Source organism: Hahella chejuensis KCTC 2396 (assembly GCF_000012985.1).
Classification (GTDB): Bacteria; Pseudomonadota; Gammaproteobacteria; order Pseudomonadales; family Oleiphilaceae; genus Hahella; species Hahella chejuensis.
In genome coordinates, this window is record NC_007645.1 from 7,089,010 (window position 1) to 7,110,373 (window position 21,364).

Annotated in this window: 21 protein-coding genes; 9 read left to right on the top strand and 12 right to left on the bottom strand. The window is 54.9% G+C overall.

The features are described from left to right. Positions 1–25: 25 nt before the first annotated feature. On the bottom strand, positions 26–916 hold the full coding sequence (locus tag HCH_RS31465) for a substrate-binding periplasmic protein (RefSeq protein WP_011400639.1): 891 nt from the start codon (positions 914–916) through the stop codon (positions 26–28). 246 nt (positions 917–1,162) lie between these two features. On the opposite strand from HCH_RS31465, the gene exbB reads away from it, so the two are divergent. From exbB to HCH_RS32890, 3 genes are read left to right on the top strand one after another with little or no spacing between them, the layout of a single operon-like run. Next, positions 1,163–1,600, top strand: coding sequence for a TonB-system energizer ExbB (gene exbB, locus HCH_RS31470; protein WP_011400640.1), 438 nt, complete (start codon positions 1,163–1,165; stop codon positions 1,598–1,600). A gap of 7 nt (positions 1,601–1,607) precedes the next feature. After that, complete coding sequence (gene exbD, locus HCH_RS31475; protein ID WP_011400641.1) at positions 1,608–1,988, top strand: TonB system transport protein ExbD; 381 nt, start codon at positions 1,608–1,610, stop codon at positions 1,986–1,988. Continuing rightward, on the top strand, positions 1,985–2,821 hold the full coding sequence (locus tag HCH_RS32890; protein WP_011400642.1) for an energy transducer TonB: 837 nt from the start codon (positions 1,985–1,987) through the stop codon (positions 2,819–2,821). Before exbD ends, HCH_RS32890 begins: the two co-directional genes overlap by 4 nt. An 84-nt stretch (positions 2,822–2,905) precedes the next feature. Here HCH_RS32890 and HCH_RS31485 read toward each other — a convergent pair whose 3' ends face one another. From HCH_RS31485 to HCH_RS31505, 5 genes are all read right to left on the bottom strand, one after another. Then, positions 2,906–3,724, bottom strand: coding sequence for a GntR family transcriptional regulator (locus tag HCH_RS31485; RefSeq protein ID WP_049781182.1), 819 nt, complete (start codon positions 3,722–3,724; stop codon positions 2,906–2,908). Between the two features lie 82 nt (positions 3,725–3,806). After that, positions 3,807–4,958, bottom strand: a complete 1,152-nt coding sequence (locus tag HCH_RS31490) for an ABC transporter ATP-binding protein (RefSeq protein WP_011400644.1) — start codon at positions 4,956–4,958, stop codon at positions 3,807–3,809. Between the two features lie 70 nt (positions 4,959–5,028). Further along, positions 5,029–5,913 carry a carbohydrate ABC transporter permease gene (locus tag HCH_RS31495; protein ID WP_011400645.1) on the bottom strand — a complete coding sequence of 295 codons (885 nt, stop codon included), beginning with the start codon at positions 5,911–5,913 and terminating at the stop codon, positions 5,029–5,031. A gap of 14 nt (positions 5,914–5,927) precedes the next feature. After that, positions 5,928–6,860 carry a carbohydrate ABC transporter permease gene (locus HCH_RS31500; protein ID WP_011400646.1) on the bottom strand — a complete coding sequence of 311 codons (933 nt, stop codon included), beginning with the start codon at positions 6,858–6,860 and terminating at the stop codon, positions 5,928–5,930. Between the two features lie 140 nt (positions 6,861–7,000). Continuing rightward, positions 7,001–8,275, bottom strand: coding sequence for an ABC transporter substrate-binding protein (locus HCH_RS31505; RefSeq protein ID WP_011400647.1), 1,275 nt, complete (start codon positions 8,273–8,275; stop codon positions 7,001–7,003). Between the two features lie 292 nt (positions 8,276–8,567). Here HCH_RS31505 and nagB point away from each other — a divergent pair, with 292 nt between their 5' ends. From nagB to nagA, 3 genes are read left to right on the top strand one after another with little or no spacing between them, the layout of a single operon-like run. Further along, entirely contained in the window at positions 8,568–9,353 is a 786-nt protein-coding gene (gene nagB / locus HCH_RS31515) for a glucosamine-6-phosphate deaminase (protein ID WP_011400649.1), read from the top strand. After that, positions 9,350–10,234, top strand: a complete 885-nt coding sequence (locus tag HCH_RS31520) for a BadF/BadG/BcrA/BcrD ATPase family protein (RefSeq protein ID WP_148212704.1) — start codon at positions 9,350–9,352, stop codon at positions 10,232–10,234. Before nagB ends, HCH_RS31520 begins: the two co-directional genes overlap by 4 nt. Continuing rightward, positions 10,228–11,367 carry an N-acetylglucosamine-6-phosphate deacetylase gene (gene nagA / locus HCH_RS31525; RefSeq protein WP_011400651.1) on the top strand — a complete coding sequence of 380 codons (1,140 nt, stop codon included), beginning with the start codon at positions 10,228–10,230 and terminating at the stop codon, positions 11,365–11,367. The genes HCH_RS31520 and nagA overlap by 7 nt, the downstream gene beginning before the upstream one ends. Before the next feature lie 72 nt (positions 11,368–11,439). On the opposite strand, the gene HCH_RS31530 is transcribed toward nagA, so the two are convergent. The 6 genes from HCH_RS31530 to pnuC form a co-directional block, all read right to left on the bottom strand. Further along, positions 11,440–12,366 (bottom strand): glutaminase, encoded by a 927-nt coding sequence (locus tag HCH_RS31530; RefSeq protein ID WP_011400652.1) that lies wholly within the window; start codon positions 12,364–12,366, stop codon positions 11,440–11,442. A gap of 333 nt (positions 12,367–12,699) precedes the next feature. Beyond that, positions 12,700–14,736, bottom strand: a complete 2,037-nt coding sequence (gene fusA / locus HCH_RS31535) for an elongation factor G (RefSeq protein WP_011400653.1) — start codon at positions 14,734–14,736, stop codon at positions 12,700–12,702. A 637-nt stretch (positions 14,737–15,373) separates the two neighbouring features. Beyond that, the gene (locus HCH_RS31545) at positions 15,374–16,753 is read right to left on the bottom strand and encodes a nicotinate phosphoribosyltransferase (RefSeq protein ID WP_011400657.1); all 1,380 of its coding nucleotides are present in this window, start codon (positions 16,751–16,753) and stop codon (positions 15,374–15,376) included. 81 nt (positions 16,754–16,834) lie between these two features. Further along, a complete protein-coding gene (locus HCH_RS31550) occupies positions 16,835–17,908 on the bottom strand; it encodes a bifunctional nicotinamide-nucleotide adenylyltransferase/Nudix hydroxylase (protein WP_011400658.1) in 1,074 nt (357 codons plus the stop codon). A 143-nt stretch (positions 17,909–18,051) separates the two neighbouring features. Beyond that, positions 18,052–19,053: an AAA family ATPase gene (locus HCH_RS31555; RefSeq protein ID WP_011400659.1), complete on the bottom strand. Its 1,002-nt coding sequence runs from the start codon at positions 19,051–19,053 to the stop codon at positions 18,052–18,054. Then, positions 19,040–19,669 carry a nicotinamide riboside transporter PnuC gene (pnuC, locus tag HCH_RS31560; RefSeq protein WP_011400660.1) on the bottom strand — a complete coding sequence of 210 codons (630 nt, stop codon included), beginning with the start codon at positions 19,667–19,669 and terminating at the stop codon, positions 19,040–19,042. The genes HCH_RS31555 and pnuC overlap by 14 nt, the downstream gene beginning before the upstream one ends. A gap of 123 nt (positions 19,670–19,792) precedes the next feature. On the opposite strand from pnuC, the gene HCH_RS31565 reads away from it, so the two are divergent. The 3 genes from HCH_RS31565 to HCH_RS31575 are packed head-to-tail and all read left to right on the top strand — an operon-like array spanning position 19,793 to position 21,353. Further along, the gene (locus tag HCH_RS31565) at positions 19,793–20,533 is read left to right on the top strand and encodes an NUDIX hydrolase (protein WP_011400661.1); all 741 of its coding nucleotides are present in this window, start codon (positions 19,793–19,795) and stop codon (positions 20,531–20,533) included. A 15-nt stretch (positions 20,534–20,548) separates the two neighbouring features. Continuing rightward, entirely contained in the window at positions 20,549–21,028 is a 480-nt protein-coding gene (locus HCH_RS31570; protein WP_011400662.1) for an NADAR family protein, read from the top strand. Continuing rightward, positions 21,006–21,353 carry a hypothetical protein gene (locus tag HCH_RS31575; protein ID WP_011400663.1) on the top strand — a complete coding sequence of 116 codons (348 nt, stop codon included), beginning with the start codon at positions 21,006–21,008 and terminating at the stop codon, positions 21,351–21,353. The genes HCH_RS31570 and HCH_RS31575 overlap by 23 nt, the downstream gene beginning before the upstream one ends. Positions 21,354–21,364 lie beyond the last annotated feature (11 nt).

The following is a 21,364-nucleotide window of genomic DNA, read 5'->3' on the forward strand; positions in this document are numbered from 1 at the left end:
CAATATCCTGGGAGTTTGCCGCTTCTCACTTTGAGAAGCGGCTTTTTTTCATTCTAAGGGAGGAAACTTCTGATATGTCGAGGGCTGTGGCCTGTTTACGCCATAACGTCATATAACGTTCCACCAGACTTTCCGGCGCTTTTTTATCCACCAGCTCACGCAACCGTTTATTGAGGAAGTCGATCAACTCCTGATTATGGCAAGGGGATTTTTTCGACACGGTGTAATAAAGCCCCTCTGAGCTGATAGGCGTGGGCAAGTGTTCAATCTCGCCTTTGAAGCCTCTGACCTCACCGATGGCGTACCCCTGATACAACTCATAAATTACGTAATCGGTACGCCCCAGTAGCAAGCGCTCAAACGCAAACTCAATTGAACGGACTTCTTCAATATTCAATTGGCGTTCAGCGAATTCGTCGAACTCCTGACCAAAACTGTTGTTGATCAGGGTGTCGCCATGGCGATTCTTCAAGTCCAGCCAGCTGCTCATCGGAAAAGCTTTGCCTTTTTTTACAAAGATAACGTTCGGCATGACCATCATGGGCGGCTTGATGTAGTCCATATAAGTCTGCCGCTCTTCAGTAATGAAAGCGCCGGTGAGCATATCTATCCGCCCCAATTGCGCCTCCACCTGGGCCCGTGACCAGGGACCGACATAGCGCGATTCAACTTTAATATTTTCTGGTTCCAGCGCGATTTCCAGCAACCGCACCGCTACTCCGATGAGCAGCTCAGGATTGTCGCGATCCCGCCATAAGAACGGCGGATACTCGGGGTTGCCGGTTACATTCAGCGTATCGCACACTCCAATCGAGGCGGCGGACGCGGAAGTGGCGGACAACAGCAGCGCTAACGCCAGCCCGGCAAGGCGACGAGGCGTACGGCTATCGCGGTGAAAACGAGGTGGTGCGCCCATAATTCCCCAGATAAAGCCTTGATGATTTACTTAAATAGTAGTCGATAAATTCCATTCCCGCGTCGGCCCTGGTTGGACCCGCCAGAAGGTCATTATTACAATGCCGTCGACTCAGCTACTTATTGATAATCATTTTCATTTGTGTATGATTATTGTCTTTCGTCATTGATCCCCAAATTAGTCTTGCAGCCCGGCGATCCACTCCATCGCAACAGCGTTTCAGCGCCGGACGCAAAGGGAGGCGTAGTGGAACTTCTTTCTGAATATCTTGATCTCACCATTTTCAGCATCCTGGGCCTGATGAGCTTCGTTGTCGTATGGCTGTCCATCGAACGCTGGCTGTTCATGCGCGCGCTGTCGCTACCGGACTACCAGAACTTTGACCGGCTCACCGTCGATCTGACCAAGCACCTCACCACCATCTCCAGCATCGGCGCCAACGCCCCTTACGTTGGCCTGTTGGGCACCGTCGCCGGCATTCTGCTGACCTTTTATCAGATCGGCCAAAGCGGCAATGTGGAAGTGGGCGCCATCATGAGCGGCCTGGCGCTGGCGCTGAAAGCGACCGCCCTCGGCCTGTTGGTGGCGATTCCCACCCTGATGATTTACAACGCGCTGTCCCGCAAAGTGGAAGTCACACAGGCGTTGTGGCGCGCCGATAGAGAGACCCGCCAGGGGAGCTAGGCCTGCGATGAAAAAGTTCGATCAGATCAATGTCATTCCGTTTATTGACATCATGCTGGTGCTGCTGGCCATCGTATTGACCACAGCCACCTTTGTGGTGCAGGGAAAAATCCCCATTGAATTGCCAAGCGCGGAAAACGTCTCCAACAAGTCTGCGCCGGAGCATGCGGTCAATATCGTCATAGACAAGGAAAACCTGTTCTATTACCAGGATGAAGCCGCATCACTGGAACAGTTGGAAAGCCGCCTGAAAAGCCTGGAGAAATCCAGTCCGATTACCCTCAAAGTGGACAGCCAGGCGGACTTCAAAAGCTTCGTAGCGGTCGCTGATCTGCTGCAAAAATATTCACTGACTAATTTTTCCGTACTCGCCAGTCGTAACCAATGAAACGCCATATCATCGGAATCACCGTCGCCCTGTGCCTGCATATATCGCTCGCGGCTTGGCTGACTTCCGGCGTCTCAACGCCAGCGCCAGCCCCAATCGCCGCCGCGCCGGTATCTCTGGTTCTGTCGCAAATGCGCATCGTCGAGCAACAGGTTGAAGCGAAACAAGCGGAAGCTGAACCCGCACCGGAAGTGGAAGAGGTGGTGGAAGCCGAGCAGCCGGTCATAGAAGAACCTGAGCCGGAGGTTGTGCAGGAAACGCCCAAGCCGGTGGAGACGCCTCCAGAGCCCAAACCGGAAGTCGCCAAAGTAGAAAAGCCGAAAGAGCCCAAGAAGCCGGTCAAGAAACAGCCCGAACCCAAAAAAATCGTCGAAAAGGTGAGAAAGCCGCAGCCGACGAAGAAAGAGGAAGTCGCCAAAGTCGACCCTGAACCCAATAAAAAGCTGGCGGAAAACCCCATACCGTCCCCTGACCCACACACGGATATCTCCACGGCTCCAGCCATTGCGGAGCAGCCGCAGTTAAGCTCAGCGCAGATCGTCAGTATTGAGCAGGCTTATATCAATGCGCTGCAATTGGCTTTGGAAAAGAACAAACGGTATCCCCTGAGCGCCAAGCGCCGTCGCCAGGAAGGCACCAGCACGGTGGAGTTCACCATTATGAAAAGCGGCGACATCGCGGAAGTGCGCCTGCTCGACAGCTCTGGCATTTCCCGTCTGGACGAGGCCGCCGTCAAGGCGCTGGTCACCCTGGCGCAGTTTCATCCCATTCCGGATGAGCTCGACCGCAACCACTGGAAAATGTCAGTGCCGATCCGATTTCAGTTGAACTGATTTCACTCCATAAAAAACAAGGGGAGCCGACTATGCCGAGCTCCCCTTTGTTCATAAATGGTTTACTTAAGACCGCCGCCGCGCTCAGCCTTCGTCTTCTTCCTCAGCCCCATCCGACTTATGAAATCCCACTGGCGCAAAGTGAGACACATTGCGAATCTCCGCGACGAAATCATAAGCGTCGCCAGGGAAGTAAGAACGCGTGAACTCAATGGGAACGCCGTCTTCCAACAAGCCTAAGCGTTCGATATAAAGCACAGCGCTGTCCACCGGAATATCCAGCAGTTTGGCGCGGGTTTCGTCAATGGAGATGGCGCGCAGACGCTGTAACGCCTTAACAGGACGCAACCCCTTTTCCGCCAGCGCTTCGTATAAAGAACCCGTGACTTCAAACGGATTGTCCAGAAACTGCCGGGGAATCGTCGCCACTTCCAACCCCATGGGTTTATCATCCGCCAAACGCAGACGATGGAAACGCACCACTTCACTATCCACCGCCAGTTTCAGCGCCACGCGTTCGTCCTCATGAGGCACGCCGACAGAGCGGTCCAGCCAGCGGGAGCCCGGCTTTTTGCCGCGCTCCTGCATGATCTCAGAGAAGCTCTTGAGATAGTTCAGCGGCTGCTCCACACGCTCGGTCACGAACGTGCCCGCGCCCTGACGCTGGGTCAGCAGGCCTTCTTCCACCAGATCGTCGATAGCGCGTCTCACTGTGACGCGGGAAACTTTCATAGCGGCGGCGATTTCACGCTCCGCGGGCACCACATCGCCGGCGCGCAATACGCCGGCGTCCACCGCCTCACGGATCTTGGTCTGCAATTGCAGATACAAAGGAGCGGAGTGCCGCGAGATTTGCTCCGGGATTCCGAAGATTTTGGTAATCAGACTGTCTGGTTTGCTCATAGCGTCTTGACGTAGGTTCTTAGCAGTAGATTTGCTTTTAGAGCTGCGAGAAGACGCTAGCATAGCAGAAACTTGAATAAAGTCAGGTATTTCCACCGGCTGCCTGCCTAATCATGGCGGCCGCCGGCGCATCGGCTTCCGCTGCCGTTAATCGTTTGAAAGCCAGTCCCTGCGCATTGAATACATGAACATTCTGCGGCTGATACTCGGCGTATATCTCCTCGCCCACCTTCACTTCCGTTTCACCGTCGCCACGCACGACAACTTCAGATCCGTCCGTCAATGTCATGTATATATAACTGACTTCACCCAAATGCTCGACCAGGTTAATTTTTCCTTTTAACCGGCCTTCGCCGTGAAGGCTTTCCTGCAAATGTTCGGGCCTCACGCCCACCGTCACTTCCTCGCCAACGGCAATGTCGCCGCTTTCCACCCGGGCTTCCACTTCAACGCCGTCCGCCAGCTTCACATGAATGGAGCCCTCCGCTTTTACGGAGACTTTGCCCTTCATGAAGTTCATTTTTGGCGAGCCGATGAAACCTGCGACAAACTGCGTGCGAGGATGACGATACAGCTCCAGAGGCGAGCCGCATTGCTCAACTCTGCCCTTGTTCATCACCACGATCTTATCGCCAAGGGTCATGGCCTCGACCTGATCGTGGGTAACGTAGATGATGGTTGCGTCCAAGTCTTTATGCAGCTTGCCGATCTCTACCCGGGTCTGCACCCGTAGCGCGGCGTCCAGATTGGAGAGCGGTTCGTCGAACAGAAACACATTGGGGTCGCGCACGATCGCGCGCCCTATCGCCACCCGTTGGCGCTGTCCGCCGGACAGCTCCCGCGGCAAACGCTCCAGCAAATGATCGATCTGCAGGATCTTGGCGGCGTGCTCCACTTTTTCCCGCACGTAGTTCTTGTCCTTGCCGGAGATTTTCAGGCCAAAAGCCATGTTCTTGAACACCGACATGTGCGGGTACAGAGCGTAGGACTGGAACACCATGGCGATGCCGCGCTTGGCGGGCGGCTGGTGATTCACCACTTTGTTGTCGATCAGCAGTTCGCCGCCGCTAATGTCCTCTAAACCGGCGATCAGACGCAGCAAGGTGGACTTGCCGCATCCAGACGCGCCCACCAGCACCACAAACTCGCCGTGCTTGATGTCCAGATCTATGCCGTGCAGGACATTGACCTGGCCGTAACTCTTCTTGATCTGTTTAAGTTGTACGTCAGCCATTATTCACCTCTTGTCCGACATAGCCCCGCCGGTGCGCCGGAACGCAGGCCACGAATATAGATTACGCCGCTCATTTCACCGCTCCCGCCGTCAGGCCGCGAATCAATTGGCGGGAAAAAACCAGATACAGCACCAGCACCGGCGCAATCGCCAGCGTGAGAGAGGACAATACCGCATTCCAGTCCGTCACGAACTGGCCAATGAACTGCTGCACGCCCAGGGTAATGGTCTGCGTGCTTTCGCCCGGCGCCAGAATCAGTGGGAACCACAGGTCGTTCCAGATAGGAATCATGGTGAACACCGCCACCGTGGCCATCGCCGGACGGATCAGCGGCAACACGATCTGGAAAAAGATCTTGTACTCGCTGACGTTGTCGCAACGAGCCGCTTCTTTCAGCTCTTTCGGAATGGTGCGGATGAACTCCGACAAGATATACACCGCCAGCGGCAACCCCTGGGCGATATACACCAGCACCAGGGACGTGCGCGTATTGACCAGATCCAGGTCCACCATCAATTGCAGAATGCTCACCGTGCCCAGGCGAATGGGAATCATGATCCCCATGGCGAATAACGCCGCAATGAACAGCGCCCCGCGAAAACGGTATTCAGTCAACGCCCAGGCCGCCATGGCGCCGAACAGCAATACGAAGAACAGCGACAACACCGTCACAATCAGGCTGTTGAAGAAGAACACGTCGAACGAGGAGCGCGCCAGCACTTCCTCGAAACCGACCAATGTGAAGCTGCTCGCATCCGGCAGCCCCAGAGGATCATTGAAAATCGCCTTACGGGTTTTAAAGGAGTTGATCAGGATCACCAGAATAGGAAACAGCGCGACCACCGTATAGGTCAGCAATACGGCGTGCACCATCAACTTTTTACCGAGATCCGGCTTTAACGTCAGTTTATTCATACCGCTCCGGGGCATCGCCAGCGCCATCTTGTTTAACATAGTTCGCCTCCGCGTTACAGTTGGAAGCGCTGGATGCGCCGTTGTACGAAGAACAGATAAATCGCCACGCCGATAAGAATGATCAGAAACATCAACGTCGCCACCGCTGCGCCCATGGTGGGGCTACCCTGCTGCAGCTGGAAGCCGAAGAAGGTGCGGTAGAACAGAGTGCCCATGATGTCCGAGGAAAAATTGGGGCCTGCCAGCGCGCCTTTCACGGCGTAGATCAATTCAAAGGCGTTGAAGTTAGCGACGAAAGTCAGTATCGACACCATGCTGATGGTAGGCAGCAGCAACGGCAGTTTGATATTCCAGAAGATCTGCCAACTGTTGGCGCCGTCCACCACGCCGGCGTCATTGAGGTCTTCGGGAATATTCAGCAATGCGGCGTAGATCAGCATCATGGGGATGCCGACAAACTGCCAAACGGAAATCAGCGACAGCGTGACTAACGCCGTGCCTTCTTTCCCCAGCCAAGCGTCGAAATAGTCGCCCAGCCCGATGTTGTACATGAAGTCTTCGGAAATGCCCCACAGCGGGCTCAACAATAACTGCCACACGAAGCCGACAATCACCACCGACAGCATGGTCGGCATGAACAGCAAGGTGCGGTAGGTTCCACTCAGGCGCAGCCGCGGAGAGCTCAGTAACAGCGCCAGCAGCAGACCGATTGGGTTCTGCAGCAGCATGTGGATAACGAAGAACATTAAATTGTTCTTCAGAGCGTTCCAGAACGGTTCCGACCATACCTCGCTGAACAGGAGATTGGCGTAGTTCTGCATACCGACAAAAAAGGTGGCGCCGCTTTTGTCTTCACTGAAAAAGCCCAGCCTTAGCGTATCCAGCAACGGGTATACGCTGACGGTCAGATAAATCAGCAGTCCCGGCGCTAAAAAGACCAGGATATGCCAGGGAAAAGGTTTGCGTATATCAGAGTGAGTCATCATAGCTACACCAAGCCGGTTAGAGACGGAAGTCCGCCCCGGTTTGCCTTTGCACAGGCGATAAAGCGTCTGCGGCTGTGTTTATTATGCGCCCGGCGCTCGTTGTGTCGGAGCGCCGGGACGGGATCTTCACTGGTGGAAGATTACATGTGCGGCTGATACCAGGTCTTCAGGCCTTTTTCGACTTCTTCCGCCGCCGCTTTAGGCTCCATGGAGCCGTTCAGCACTTGCACGGTCACGTTCCAAAGCTGGTTTTCCATGTTGGGCGTGCCACGAGACAGGATCTGGTAGGAGTTGCGAATAGTCTGTTCGCACTGGCCGCGCCAGCTCAGGAATTCGCTCGCCACTGGATCTTTGATAGAAATCTTGTGATTACCCAGCGGGAAGAAGCCTGGCAGCTGGTTAGCATACAGCTCTGCGAACTCCGAACCCGCCATCCAGGATAGGAAAATACGGGCTTCCTTTTTGTTGGCGGACGCAGCATTCAGGCCAATGCCGATGTCAGTATGATCGCTGATGTAGCAGGTTTTCTGACCATCGGGCGTTGGCGGAGGAAAGGCGCCGAATTGGAAATCGGCCTGCTCATTGAAGGTGGTGATATCCCAGGAACCGGCTGGGTAAATCGCGCCGCGGCCCAGGGTGAACAGATTCTGCGAATCCGCATATTTCTGAGCCTGGTAGCCGCGCCCAAGGAAAGGTTTCCACTTGGCCAGATGTTCCCACACCTTCACGTACTCAGGATCGGTCAGCTTTTCTTTGCCGTCGATCAGAGCCTTGGGTCCTTCTTCTCCTTTCCAGTAATTAGGGCCGACATTCTGGAAGCCCATGGTGGCGGCTTCCCACTGGTCCGCAGTACCCATGACCAGCGGTGTGTAACGGGATTCATCCTTGATCTTTTCCAATACTTTGAAGAAGTCGGATTCCGTTTTCGGTACGGACAAGCCAAGTTCTTTGAAGATTTCCTTGTTATAGATATAGCCATGAATGACCGAGGCCATCGGCAAGCAGAATACATCTTTACCGTCATCGGTGGACCATGCGGTTTTGGCCACATCGGGGAAATTATTCATGCCTTCGAGATCGTTCAACTTCTCCAGATTGCCCTTCTGGTAAAGCGCCAGAGAGACGTCAAACGGACGACAGGTGATCAGATCGCCAGCCGTACCCGCCTGAAGCTTAGCCTGTAGAGCCGAGTTGTAATCTGCGGGAGGTGTCGGGGAAAAGGTGACTTTGATATCGGGGTGACTTTTGTTGAAGGCGGGAATGATAACATCGTTCCAGACTTTGGCGTCGTCGTTGCGCCAGCTTTCGATGACCAGCTTGTCGCCGGCCTCCGCGGTTAATGTCGCCAGGGCGAATACGCCGACCCCGATTTTCGCCATATGGCGAAACGCACCCTTTATTGTTAAAAAGCTCATCGCTTGTTTCTCCCATAGAGGTTGTTAGTGATTCAACAGCTCGTACTCAATACCGGAGAATAATTGGTATTTTTATTTGACAATACCAATATAAACCCATTGCAAAGCGGTAATCAAGCCTTCCTGGCGCTGAAATTTAATACCTTTGTCCAAAAACAGCGCCTTTATCTGAATTTGGGGCTGTTATTCGTCCGCATGTGCGCTTATTATATTAATGGTATTAAAAAGGTATTGTTTCGATCAAACGTCCTGGATGCTTGCCTCAGAGGGCGTTGAGTCAGCAGGAGATCTTATGCGCGTCATCATCGCAGATTCCCCGGAAGCAGTGGCCCGTATGGGCGCAGAACAGTGCATTCGTTTATTACAGGACAAACCGGCTGCGGTCCTGGGTCTCGCCACTGGCAGCACGCCCATTGCATTGTATGCACACTTGATTCAGCGGCGCCAGCAGGGAGAGGTGAGCTTCCATCAGGTACGCACCTTTAATCTGGACGAGTACATTGGTATTGCCCCGCAGCATCCGCAGAGCTACCGTAGCTTCATGCAGAAGCAGTTATTCGATCACATTGACGTTCTTCCTGAGAACACACATATTCCCAACGGCATGGGCGATCCCATTGCGGAGTCCCGCGCCTATGAAGATAAAATCCATAGCGCCGGCGGCATTGATCTGCAGATACTGGGGCTTGGCCGTAATGGTCATATCGGTTTTAATGAGCCCACTTCCAGTCTGAGCTCCCGCACCCGCGCCAAAACCCTGACCCAGGAAACCATTCGGGACAACAGTCGCTTCTTTTCCGCCGACGAAGAACAGCCGCATCTGGCCATCACCATGGGCATTGGCACGATTCTCGACGCCCGCAAGATCATGCTACTGGCCGCTGGCGCAGCCAAGGCGGACGCCGTCAAAGCAATGGTGGAAGGACCGATCAGCGCTATGCATCCCGCTTCCGCCTTGCAGATGCACCCTTCCGCATTGGTGATCGTGGATACGGACGCCGCGTCCAAACTGGAGTTGATCGACTATTATCGTTGGGTGCAAAGCGAAACGTTACGCGTACAGGGGGCCTATTTGTGACGCAGCAACCTATGTACCTCGGCGTCGACGGCGGCGGCACCTCCTGTCGGGCGCGTCTTTGCGACGCTGACGGCCGCGTGCTTGGCGAAGGTTTTGCGGGTGGCGCCAATCCGCGTCTGGGCCTTGACTTCGCCTACGCCAACATTATGCTGGCCACCCGTCAGGCATTAGCCGCGGCGAATCTGGACGACAGCGCGTTGCCCTGTATTCACGCTGGTTTTGGCCTGGCTGGCGTCGCACAGAAAAAAGAGCGGGAACTGGTATTGAACCACCCTCACCCGTTCGCGGATCTGGCCTTGCTGACCGACGCCCATACCGCCTGTCTGGGCGCCTTCAAGGGCGGTAACGGCGGCATATTGATCATGGGCACCGGCTCCTGCGCAGTGGCCACCATAGATCATGAGTTTCATTTGTTGGGCGGCTGGGGTTTCCCGGTCTCGGACTGCGGCAGCGGAGCCTGGCTCGGTTTGAATGCGCTTCGTTACTCTCTGCTGGCGTTCGAAAGGCTGCAACCAGCTTCGGCTCTCACTGATGCGGTCATGCAACGCTTCGACAACAACCAGGAAAATGTCGTGGCCTGGATGGATCAGGCTAAACCCAGAGATTACGCCGCTTTCGTTCCATTGGTATTCGAGCATGCCCGCCAGGATGACCCCGTCGCCACGCAGTTATTAGCGAAAACCGCCGATGAAGCGGCGTTGATGATTCGCGGCCTGATCAACCTCGGCGCGCCAGCCGTCTGCATCATGGGCGGCCTGAGCGAAGTCATTGATCCCTGGTTGCCACAGGACATCAAGCCCTTTCTGACATCGCCACAAGGGGACGCAATGGACGGAGCCATTCTACTGATTAAACAGAAGTCTGAGATAAGCGAATGTTAACAGCCTTAACTGATGGCCGGATTTTTACCGGCGAGTCCCTACTCTCGCAACAAGCGTTAATCATCGAAGGCGGACGCATTCACAGCATCACGCCCGAACATCAAATTCCCGCCGGCGCCGCGCGCATTTCACTCAATGGGATGCTGCTGGCGCCTGGCTATATCGACGTCCAGGTCAACGGCGGCGGCGGCGCACTGTTCAACGACAACCCCAGCCCGGCGGTTCTGCGCGAAATGGGCGCAGCGCACCGTCGCTACGGCACCACTGCTTTCATGCCCACCTTAATCACCGACACCCGCGACAAAATGGAAGCGGCGGTCAGCGCGGTGGAGGCGGCCTTGCGGGAAGGCGCGCCAGGAGTACTGGGCATTCACCTGGAAGGGCCGTACCTGAACGTCGCCCGCAAAGGCGTCCATAGAGAGTCCATCATTCGAGAACCGGAAGCTGACGCCCTGCAACTGCTCAGCAGCCTGGGGGATATAGGTAAAACCATTGTCACCCTGGCGCCGGAGAAGGTGCCGGAAGGCTTTGTGCGCAAGCTGCGGGAGCGTGGCGTCCATGTCTGTCTGGGACATACCGCCGCCAGTTATGAACAGGTGCATCAGGCGCTGGCGGAAGGCGCCACCGGTTTTACCCATCTGTTCAACGCCATGACGCCCCTGCGTAATCGCGATCCGGGCGTCGTCGGCGCTGCGTTAGACGACGCCGACAGCTGGTGCGGACTGATCGCGGACAATCATCATGTGCATCCCGCCACCATGCGGATTGCGATTCGCGCCAAATCCCGCGGTAAAATCATGCTGGTCACTGACGCCATGCATTCCGTCGGCATGCCGGGCGAGGAATTCGAACTGTTAGGCGAAAAACTGGTGCGCTTTAACGGTCGATTAGCGACGGAGCAAGGCGTATTGGCGGGCTCCGACCTGGATATGGCCACTGCGGTGCGCAATTCCGTCAGCGCCATTGGCCTGGATGTGGAGGAAGCGCTACGTATGGCGTCACTGTATCCTGCGCAATTCCTGGGTATTGATGACAAGTACGGCCGTATCGCGCCGGGATATCGCGCCGATCTGGTATTGTTGAATGACCAATTGGAAGTCGAGGGAACCTGGATCGAAGGGGTAAGAAACTAAATGGGTTGGAGCGCTCCGCGGACGCCCCATACCAATTATGCGCACACCCTGACTCACCCTCGCCGAAGGACGTCAGAAGATAGAACTGCTGGTGTAATGAGTGAGTAATTCCAGCGCCTTCTGACCCAGCACCGAGTTGCCGTAACTGTCCAATTCCGGCGACCAGACCGCCACGGAGAAATAGCCAGGCAACACCGCCACAATGCCTCCTCCCACACCGCTCTTGGCAGGCAATCCCACCTGATATGCAAAGTTACCGGCGGCGTCGTACAGCCCACAGGTCAGCATCAGTGCGTTGACGCGCTTGTCCATGCGTTCGCCATGGAACTGGGTGCGGAAGCTGGATTTGCCTTTATTGGCCAGACTCTCAGTGGCGCGCGCCAGATCCAGGCAGCTCATGGTCATGGAGCATTGTTTGTAGTAGCTGTCGAGCACCACATCCACTTCGCCTTCCAAGTTGCCCAACGCCTTGAGCAAGTTGGCGATGGCGGCGTTGCGATAGCCGGTGCGCGCTTCCGCCACATAGACTTCCGGGTCATAGCGGTTGAACACATTACCGGAGAGCGACGCCATGAATTGCTCCAGACGTTTCACCGGCGACGCGCTGTGATTAACGATGGTGTCGGTCACCACAATGGCGCCGGCGTTGATGAAAGGATTGCGCGGAATGCCGTTTTCATTCTCCAACTGCAACAGCGAGTTGAAGCGCATGCCGGAAGGTTCGCGCCCCACCCGCTTCCACAAATCATCGCCGACAATATCCAGGGCCAGCATAAGGGCGAACAGTTTGGAGATACTCTGAATGGAAAAAGGCGTCGAGGCTTGGCCCACGGTAAATTCATCGCCATCGACAAAGCGGATCGCCATGCCGAACTGGCGCGGATTCACCCTCGACAGCGGTGGAATATAATCCGCCGTCTTACCTACGCCATACAAAGGCGTCACCTCAGAATAAATACGCTCAAGCAATGCAGGGAGTTCGGACTTCTGTAACTTCATGGACTCAGCAATGTCTGGTTAATGTGCCGGGCCGAAAAATATAGGCGCCGCCGCCAGCCCGGACAATGCGCGGATGTACGCAGTGCCGGGCGTTTAACTTATGCTAGGTCCCGGGATGAGTCATTGCCAGTCTTGACTGCAAATCGAGTCGGTTAACCCCTTCAGCTCTCTTTACATTGCGGGTTTTTGGGCTTCTTCTCGGACAGTTAATCGCAGCACCTGTAACTTGAAACTCGCTGACAAACAAACAGAAGGGAAAGTAAAAACAAGGAGCCCGGAATGACACCGGGCCCCTTTTGAGTGTTGAACACAGTTCGCACTGGGTTGTTAAGATCAATCGGCGTTAAGTACCGCGTCGGCGACTCCCTGTGGCGTTTCCGCATAGTGCGAGAACGTCATGGAGAAGCTGGCTCGCCCTGCCGTCATCGTACGCAGGTCGCCGATATAGCCGAACATTTCCGCCAGCGGCGCTTCCGCGTTGATGACGCAGGCGTCGCCCCGGTCCAACTGGTTGAGGATCGAACCGCGACGTCGCATCAGGTCGCCAATGCAGTCGCCGACATGATCGCGAGGCGTCACAATTTCAACCGCCATCACTGGCTCCAACAGTCTGGGCGTCGCTTGCGCCATGGCTTCCTTGAAGGCTTCCCGTCCTGCCACGCTGAACGCCAATTGCGACGAGTCCTGCGCATGATAGGCGCCATCCAGCAACACCGCTTTGAAGCCGCCGCAGGGATAACCGCCCAATACGCCGGAGCGCGCAGCCTGTCTGACGCCATCTTCCACAGCGGGAATATACTCCCGTGGAATGGCTGCGCCGACGATTTGGCTTTCAAACTCAATGCCGTCGCCAGCGATGGGTTCAAAGCGCATGCGCACTTCCGCGAACTGACCGGGTCCGCCTTTTTGCTTCTTGTAGACATAGTCCACCGCAGCCGATTGAGTGATGGTCTCCCGGTACGCCACTTGCGGACGTCCCACAGTCACAGCGATGTCAAAGTCCGTTTGTAACCGATCCACAACTATTTCCAGGTGCAGTTCGCCCATGCCTGACACCAGCGTTTCTCCTGCTGCGCCTGTACTCAATCGCAGGCTGGGATCTTCGCCGACAATGGCGCGCAAAGCTTCACCCAGACGATCCTGGTCCTGCCGCGACTTCGGCTCGATCACGATGTCCATGACCGGTTCCGGCGCATTGATGCGCTCAAGCACCAGAGGCGCTTCCGGGGCGCACAACGTATCTCCGGTCTGCGTGTGCTTCATGCCCACCAGCGCGACAATGTCGCCAGCGCCGATGCGGTCTCGCGCCACTTTACGGTCGGCGTGCATTTCATATATCCGGCCTATACGTTCATACTGGCCAACATTCGTATTGAGTACGCGCGAACCGGATTGCAACGTTCCTCGATAAACACGCACATAGGTCAGCGCCCCATGCTTGTCGTTCACCACTTTGAAGGCCAGCGCGGCGAAAGCTCCATCAACATCCGCATCCACAATTTGAGCGCCGTCGACGGTTTCCATGCCTTTCACCTCCTGCGGCGAAGGCAGATAGTCGACCACCGCGTCTAACACCATCTGTACGCCTTTGTTCTTGAATGCAGATGCACACAACACAGGAACGAATGCGCCGCTGACAACGCCCTGACGAATCAGTCGCTTCAGATCATCAGCCTGCAAAGTGGCGCCATTGAACCAGCCTTCCAGGAGTTCATCATCCAGCTCAACCAGTGTTTCTTCCAGTTGCGCCCGATATTGCGCAGCCTGTTCCTGGTACTCAGGCGTAATCTCTTCGGACGAATATTTCCAGCCGTCATCAGCGTTCCAGCGATGCAGAGACATAGTTGTCAAGTCGATTAACCCGACATAGGTTTCCTCGACGAAGACAGGCAGATGAACCACCAGAGGCTGCGCGCCAAGACGCTCGCGAATCATTGCTACAACGCGTAGATAATCGGCGCCGATGCGGTCCATCTTGTTGACCAGACATATCCGCGGCACGCCGTATTGATCCGCCAATCGCCAGTTGGTTTCCGATTGCGGCTCAACGCCGGCGACGGAGTCGAAAACCACCACCGCGCCGTCCAGTACGCGCAACGAGCGATTCACTTCGATGTTGAAATCGATGTGACCAGGCGTATCAATAATATTGATGCGATGATCCCGCCAGCCCACTGTAACCGCCGCGCTGGCGATAGTGATGCCTCGTTGGCGTTCCTGAACCATGTGATCGGTGACGGTTCCGCCATGATGTACTTCGCCCATGCTGTGCAGGGCGCCAGTGAAGTGCAGCAACCTTTCGGTCAGGGTGGTTTTGCCTGCGTCAACGTGAGCGATGATGCCGATATTTCTTAACTTTTGAAGTTTCATAACAAACCTCTGAAAACCTGAAATCCTTCTTCCGGACAGGCTTTTCTGAGTACGCCCGGAAGTGTTTACTCCCAGGGCGCAAGAGGCGTCATGGGAGCGTTAAGTTGTTTCCCGGTCTTTTGGCGTTCCACGCTTACCCTGAAGAGAAGCAGGATAAACAAGCGTGGAAAAAGTGGAAGCACCAAGGGTTAGGCGCGAGAACTCCGGCCCTTGGGCTGGGACTATTGCTGCGATGTACTTGTCGTAAGTTCTCATAACGAAACCGTTTCTTGGCGATGTTGAATAAGCGTCCGAACTTTTTCGGAACCGAAAACGAAAAAACCCCGGGAGGCGGTGGCCTACCGGGGTTTTTTCATACTGCAACCGGAGGCCTATACGCCTCCGCCAGCTATAGCGAAGGCTATGACTTCAATACCAAAATGCACGCGCTGTCGCGAACGATGGTGATCGCTCCGACGCGGCCGCTGAGGTTGGTAGTGGTGAGTGTCATAACCTTGCTCTTCAGATAAATTCGTTCAGTGGGCGCGGATATTAACAAGCCTTTGGTCAGTATTCAATCGGCTTTTAACGAGAATATTGCAGCGCCCAGAAACACAAAAAGCGGAGTCGGGAGACCGACTCCGCCGTAACGATAAGCTTATTGCGCCGCGTTGGCTCTGACTTCATCGAAAGTCCATTCCTTCATCAGATCGCCATTACGGAAGACGGTAACCAATTGGTCCTCCCGATTACCCAGGTCCTGCCGGCGCACTGTCTGAAAGCCGCCATCCAAGTCTTTAACCAGCGCCAGAAGTCCTTTCTTGGAACGTTTGCCCTGATCGGTGATGGGGTCTTTATAGACATCTCTCCAGATGCCTTTTACGCATATCGCAGAAGCCTTCATGGCGAATTTCAACGTATCCCGGTTCACCTTCTGCAGCAGTTCTCCCCCCATGCCGAAAGCAATGTTTTCAGCGCTTTGCTTGCGCGCTTTCATCGCCGCCAGAATGGCTTCGATCGTGTGCAAAGAGATGCCGTCGCCTTGAATCACCCGGATGCACGCCGGCAATACCCGATATCCTTTGCTGTTGACGGTGAAGCCGAATTTCCGCATCAGTCGTTCGATGGTTTCGGTCACGATCGCTACAGGATCGCCACTGTCAGGACGCACCACCAAGGTGCCGCCGCTGCGCTCGATTTTGGTTTTCAGCGCTTCGCCCCAGAGGTTGTCGATAGCGTTCCACAAGTCATAAGAGTCGCTGACCACCGCCACCAGTTTGCCGGGCTCGGCGAACTGGTCCAGCATGTTGGCGTAGGCGTCCACTTCCGCTTCCTTGCCCCAGCTGGTAATGGTGCTGTGCTCCGCTGCTGGGATTGAAAAGCCCGCCATATCAGCGCCGTAGTAGCGTCTCGCCGCCATGATGCCGCTAACAGTGTCAGTGCCCATAAAGTTCACCAAGTGAGCGGCCCCGCCAATCGCTGCGGTTTCTTCAGAACTGGCGCCGCGAGCGCCGAAGTCGTGCAGTTTGAATGGCAATCCTTCGATAGTGTCCGCCGTTTCTTCCAGGTAACGCTTGATGATGTTGCGGCAGCTCCAGGATACGGTGGCGACCGTAGTCGGATACCAGACCGCTCTCAACAACGCCGTTTCCACATAGCTGGTCAACCAGGCGCAATTACGGTCGGTGTTGATGACCTGCACCATCACGTTTTTCACATCCATGACGGTTCCTTCCGGCGCAGCCTGGATTTCTATCGGCAGATAACCCTCGTGCTTCTCCAGAATATAGCGCCAGCCTTCTTCATTGAAGGGCACGCCGTGGGCTTGATAAACCAGCTTGGCTTCTTCGATATCGTCCGCGGTAATCGGTTTGGTCAGGTACTCTTTGATGAACATCTGCAGACCGAAGAACACCGCTTTCTCAAAAGCGCCGCCCCGTGATTCGATGTAGCTGGAAACCTGCGTGGCGCCAGCCGGATACTGCAGGTAGTGAGAGGTTTTGTAAGAATCTACGTTTAAGATAATGCTGTTTTTCATGACGGAAATCCTCCGGTCAATGTTTGGGTTAAGGGTGTTGCGGTCTATCCGCGGCCCTCGTTTTTCTTAATCTTTTTCCGGCTAAATACCGGTCATTTCCTGAATGATGAAGTAGTGATCTTCATATAATTTTCCTGGGTCCAGTTCCGCCAGCGGCACCCACATGGCCTGTCTGGCGTCATCGCCGCCTTTCACTTTCGGCAGCTCGCTGCTTGGCTCCAGTTCAATGTGAAACGCATGAGTGATAGTGCGTCCTCGGGCTGAACGATGCGGATCATCGAACACCTGCTGCGCCTTGATTGAGCCTCTCAATACTGGCGCTGGCACTTTCAATCTGGTTTCTTCCCGCAATTCCCGCAGGCACGCATCCAAAAGTTTCTCATTCTGATCGACGAAGCCGCCCGGCAACGCTAACAGGCCTTTACCGGGACGCGCCTTACGCTCCACCAGCAGTACATGTCCGCTTTGCACTACCACGGCGTCGACGGTCACGAAGGTCGGCGCATAAGGCGCAGCGCTCCAGGCGCGTTTGTACTTGGCGATGAAATCATGTTCGTATTTGATTTCCTCGTAGTCTTCGCTGAGACAGAACTTCGCCAGCTTCTCCCGTACCGCCGCTGGCAACGCCAGATCCGCGTCACTGCTTTCCAGATAATGCATACCGCCGCGACGATCCGTCTGATTAACGCCGAAAATCGCTTCTCTTACCGGTGTGGCGCTAATGCCGTCCACGTTCTCTACTTCAACGCTTCCCCACTGTGGAAACAACTTCAGGTAGAAAGAGCTGTGGTCCTTACTGTGACCAATCAAACCCACCTTGGCGGATTTGTGCGGCATGCCGTGATGAGCGGTTACCAGTCCCTGAACAGTGGACTGTACGTTTCTGACCCAGATCTCATCGTTGTAGACAATGTCCATCAGCGGCGCGATATGCACGCGTTGATTATCTGCTTTGCTGAGGGCGCTGCGCACCATATCTTCGCGTTCGCTGACACTCCAGGGGTTGCGTGTGGAGCGGGGCTGATGCGCAGAACCACACAAGACAATCATTTGACGCGCTTTGCGCAGCCCCTGTTCAATCACCGCAAGGTGACCGCGATGAAAAGGCTGGAAACGTCCAATAAATACTAAAAAGTCGTATTCGAAATTTTGCATACCAGCAATCTCCTTGCTGTGGTTGACGGGAACCCGGTCTTTCCAGGTCCGCTTAAACTTTTTCTCCGGGGATTCATGAGTCCCATGAACCCTGTCGATGGGCATATAGTGGCATAATGACACTAAGTGGTCAAGCGCTATTTTCAGGCTCCCTCTAAAACATTTCTAACCTGCCTGATACGCGCCTCAACGTCACCCCTCAGCAGCACATACTCTATGTTTCTGCGCTCAAGCTCCGCGATGATCTCCTGTTGGAAGTCCGCGCGGTTCACTTCCCCTGAACGATCCCAGGTATCCTCATAGGGGATGTCGTCAGCGCACAGAAACACATGGTCATAGCGCTGGGTCGCCGCATCCGCCAGACGCTCCAGTTCCGGCAACGCGAAGCCATGATAATAATGAGCGAAATGCCGCGTCGTCAGCGCATTGGTGTCCACGAACAAGTATCGATCGCTATCCAGCAGAAGTTTTTCTTCGCGCTGCAGATGGCCTTGTGCGATTTCCACCAGCTGCTCGGGAACCAGACGTCGCTCAATCTGGTTTTCCTCCCAGTACTCCCGTCCGTACTCCGGCATCCATTGCGTATTAAAGCGCGCCGCCATCGCCTCCGCCAACGTGGTTTTACCAGTAGACGGCGCTCCCAGGAACACCACTTTCTTTACCAAGTCCCTGTACACCAGCGGATGCACCCAATCTCTGGCGGCGAAGGGATTTTTGCGCACCTGAGTAGCGGAGATGGGTACGATCTTTCTGGCTTCATCCACTCGACAGTCCTGCGCATTGAGATAACGGCTGACATGATCGCCGTAGAATTCACTGCAAAAAAAATGAGTCACCTGTCTGCCCGCCAGACACTGCCCGATGTATTCCTCCTGCTTCCGACATATCTCCGGCGTATCCCCCACTTCCTGCGGCCCATCTGGCGCCAGAATCACCTCAGCGTCCGGGTACAGCGCTTTAATCCAGGACGCCCGCCGCTCCAGTGGAACCTCTATTACATCCGGGCAACCGTAGATCATCACCAGCAAGTGATCCACCTGCTCCAGCGCCTGTTCGATCAGATATTGATGACCTTTATGCAGCGGCGCGAACTTCCCTAACGTCAGACCAATCTTGCGCTGCGCATCATACTCAGGCTTTTGCATAGTCCGCCTTCATCTCCAGCGATTGGGTTTGATAACGACGCAGCCAGACAAGCAGACCCGCACTCGCCATGACCAGGAATGTCGCATACAAAACGGTGGTGGGATACAGGCCTTTCTGCCAATACACGCCAATGGCGACGATGTCTACGGCAATCCAGAAGCCCCAATTGATCAACTGCCGCCTGGACAGCAGCCATTGCGCCACCAGACTGGCGACCGTGGTGAAAGCATCCGGATAAGGCAATGAGGCGTCGGTATAGGTGGACATGACATAACCCAGACCAAAGCTGCCGATAATGGCGACCGCCACCCATAACAACGTCATCGTAGGCGGGGTGGGCAGCACCACCAAATCATCGTCGCGCCCCTTACCCTGCAGCCAATACCACCAGCCATAAAACTGCATCGCCACATAAACGCCATGAAGTATGAAATCGGAATACAGCTTGGCGTCGTAAAACACGATCATGTACAGCGCCACTTGCACCAACCCGATGGGCCAGCACCAGATATTGCGGCGGATGATCAGGAAAACACAGATGAAGCCCGCCAGGGAGGCGATGATTTCTATAGCGGAGCCGCCGAAAAAGCCGACCAAAAAGGATTGTATGTCCATGGTATTACTCTGGAGTTTGGATATGCTTTTATGGGTAGATTGACGGTGTCTGTTTTGACACCTTTATTCAAGGTCGCTAATATTAGTGGCCTAATGCCACTAATATAGTACGTTTTTCAGGTTATGCAAGATTACGCCTCAGAAAAAGACTTTCTCGCCGCCTACAACGTTCACGATTACGAAGTGCCTCTCACTTCCGTGGATATGGCCATATTCAAGCTCAGGGAACAGCAGCTCGAAGTGTTGCTGGTGAAGCGCTCGCAACATCCCTCCAGGGACAAGTGGGCGCTGCCGGGTGGGTTTATTGACCTGAAGAAAGACAGAGTCCTCGAAGACACCGCTCATCGGAAGCTGGTGGAAAAAACCGGGGTAAAAAGCCCCTATCTGGAGCAGGTCGCCACCTTTGGCGGTAAGCAAAGAGACCCCCGTGGCTGGTCAGTGACGGTGGTGTACTTCGCCTTAGTCGCCCATGAGGAAGTTGATGTTGATCCCAAAGGCGCCAAAGAAGAAACGCGCTGGGTTCCGGTTACCGAAGCATTACGTGACTATAAACTGGCGTTTGATCACAACGAAATTCTGCGCCTGTGTCGCGAACGACTGACCAGCAAGGTGCAATATACCGCGCTGCCGATTCACTTGTTGCCGGAAGAATTCACGCTGACCGAGCTACAGAAGGTGTTTGAAGTGATTCTCGGCAATGAGGTGGAAAAGAAGTCCTTCCGTCGCCGTATCCTGGATGCGGATATTCTGGAGGAAAGCGGCGCCATGCGCACCGGCAGCAACCGGCCTGCGAAACTGTATCGACTCAAGCGCGGCGTGGAGAATCATTTCTTCCCCAGAACGATCGAAGGACCGCGCAGTTAATATCGGAGAGTGGTAATGACTGAGAAAAAAACGATTAATTTTTATCTGGCTAACGGCGAGTACGGATGCTTTTCCAATTTCTCCCGCGATCCGGTATACCTGAAAGACAAACGCTGGCCCACGTCCGAGCATTATTTTCAGGCGCAAAAATTCGCCGGCACAGAGCATGAAGAAGCCGTACGCATGGCGTCAAAACCCATGGAGGCCGCTAATATGGGACGTGAGCGCACGCGCCCTCTGCGGCCGGATTGGGAAGCCGTCAAAGACGACATCATGCGCGAAGCGGTTATGGCCAAATTCGTCCAGCATGAAAAACTTACTTCCATACTGTTGGGAACCGGCGACGCTGAATTGGTCGAGCATACCGCCAACGACCGTTATTGGGCGGACGGCGGCGATGGGAGCGGCCTGAATATGCTGGGTAAAATTCTGATGGAAGTGCGCGAAGCGATTCAACAAGGTAAAAGCAAATATGAAAACGGTCACTTTATTTAGACCCACAGGACCGAACGAGCTGGCGCTGGTGGAAGAAAGCGGTTTTAAGCGCTGGCCGCCGCGTCTATCGGAGCAACCCATTTTCTACCCGGTCTGCAACGAAGACTACGCCCGACAGATCGCCAGGGACTGGAACGTCAAAGATTCAGGCGTAGGCTATGTGACGCGCTTCGCCGTGGATGCGGATTACCTGAGCCGGTTCGATGTCAAGGTCGTCGGCGGTAGGGAACATGCCGAATACTGGATTCCGGCGGAGCAATTGGAAGAGTTCAACGATCATATTATTGGCGGTATTGAAGTCATCGCTACTTATAGAGAGAAATAGACAAAAAACTT

Coding starts and splice junctions, on each gene's coding strand:
- HCH_RS31530 (WP_011400652.1), bottom strand. CDS start 12,366: ATGAAGTTACAGAAGTCCGAACTCCCTGCATTGCTTGAGCGTATTTAT.
- HCH_RS31550 (WP_011400658.1), bottom strand. CDS start 17,908: ATGCAAAATTTCGAATACGACTTTTTAGTATTTATTGGACGTTTCCAG.
- fusA (WP_011400653.1), bottom strand. CDS start 14,736: ATGAAACTTCAAAAGTTAAGAAATATCGGCATCATCGCTCACGTTGAC.
- nagA (WP_011400651.1), top strand. CDS start 10,228: ATGTTAACAGCCTTAACTGATGGCCGGATTTTTACCGGCGAGTCCCTA.
- HCH_RS31575 (WP_011400663.1), top strand. CDS start 21,006: ATGAAAACGGTCACTTTATTTAGACCCACAGGACCGAACGAGCTGGCG.
- HCH_RS31465 (WP_011400639.1), bottom strand. CDS start 916: ATGGGCGCACCACCTCGTTTTCACCGCGATAGCCGTACGCCTCGTCGC.
- nagB (WP_011400649.1), top strand. CDS start 8,568: ATGCGCGTCATCATCGCAGATTCCCCGGAAGCAGTGGCCCGTATGGGC.
- HCH_RS31485 (WP_049781182.1), bottom strand. CDS start 3,724: ATGAGCAAACCAGACAGTCTGATTACCAAAATCTTCGGAATCCCGGAG.
- HCH_RS31555 (WP_011400659.1), bottom strand. CDS start 19,053: ATGCAAAAGCCTGAGTATGATGCGCAGCGCAAGATTGGTCTGACGTTA.
- pnuC (WP_011400660.1), bottom strand. CDS start 19,669: ATGGACATACAATCCTTTTTGGTCGGCTTTTTCGGCGGCTCCGCTATA.
- HCH_RS31495 (WP_011400645.1), bottom strand. CDS start 5,913: ATGTTAAACAAGATGGCGCTGGCGATGCCCCGGAGCGGTATGAATAAA.
- HCH_RS31500 (WP_011400646.1), bottom strand. CDS start 6,860: ATGATGACTCACTCTGATATACGCAAACCTTTTCCCTGGCATATCCTG.
- HCH_RS31565 (WP_011400661.1), top strand. CDS start 19,793: ATGCAAGATTACGCCTCAGAAAAAGACTTTCTCGCCGCCTACAACGTT.
- HCH_RS31505 (WP_011400647.1), bottom strand. CDS start 8,275: ATGAGCTTTTTAACAATAAAGGGTGCGTTTCGCCATATGGCGAAAATC.
- HCH_RS31490 (WP_011400644.1), bottom strand. CDS start 4,958: ATGGCTGACGTACAACTTAAACAGATCAAGAAGAGTTACGGCCAGGTC.
- HCH_RS32890 (WP_011400642.1), top strand. CDS start 1,985: ATGAAACGCCATATCATCGGAATCACCGTCGCCCTGTGCCTGCATATA.
- exbD (WP_011400641.1), top strand. CDS start 1,608: ATGAAAAAGTTCGATCAGATCAATGTCATTCCGTTTATTGACATCATG.
- HCH_RS31570 (WP_011400662.1), top strand. CDS start 20,549: ATGACTGAGAAAAAAACGATTAATTTTTATCTGGCTAACGGCGAGTAC.
- HCH_RS31545 (WP_011400657.1), bottom strand. CDS start 16,753: ATGAAAAACAGCATTATCTTAAACGTAGATTCTTACAAAACCTCTCAC.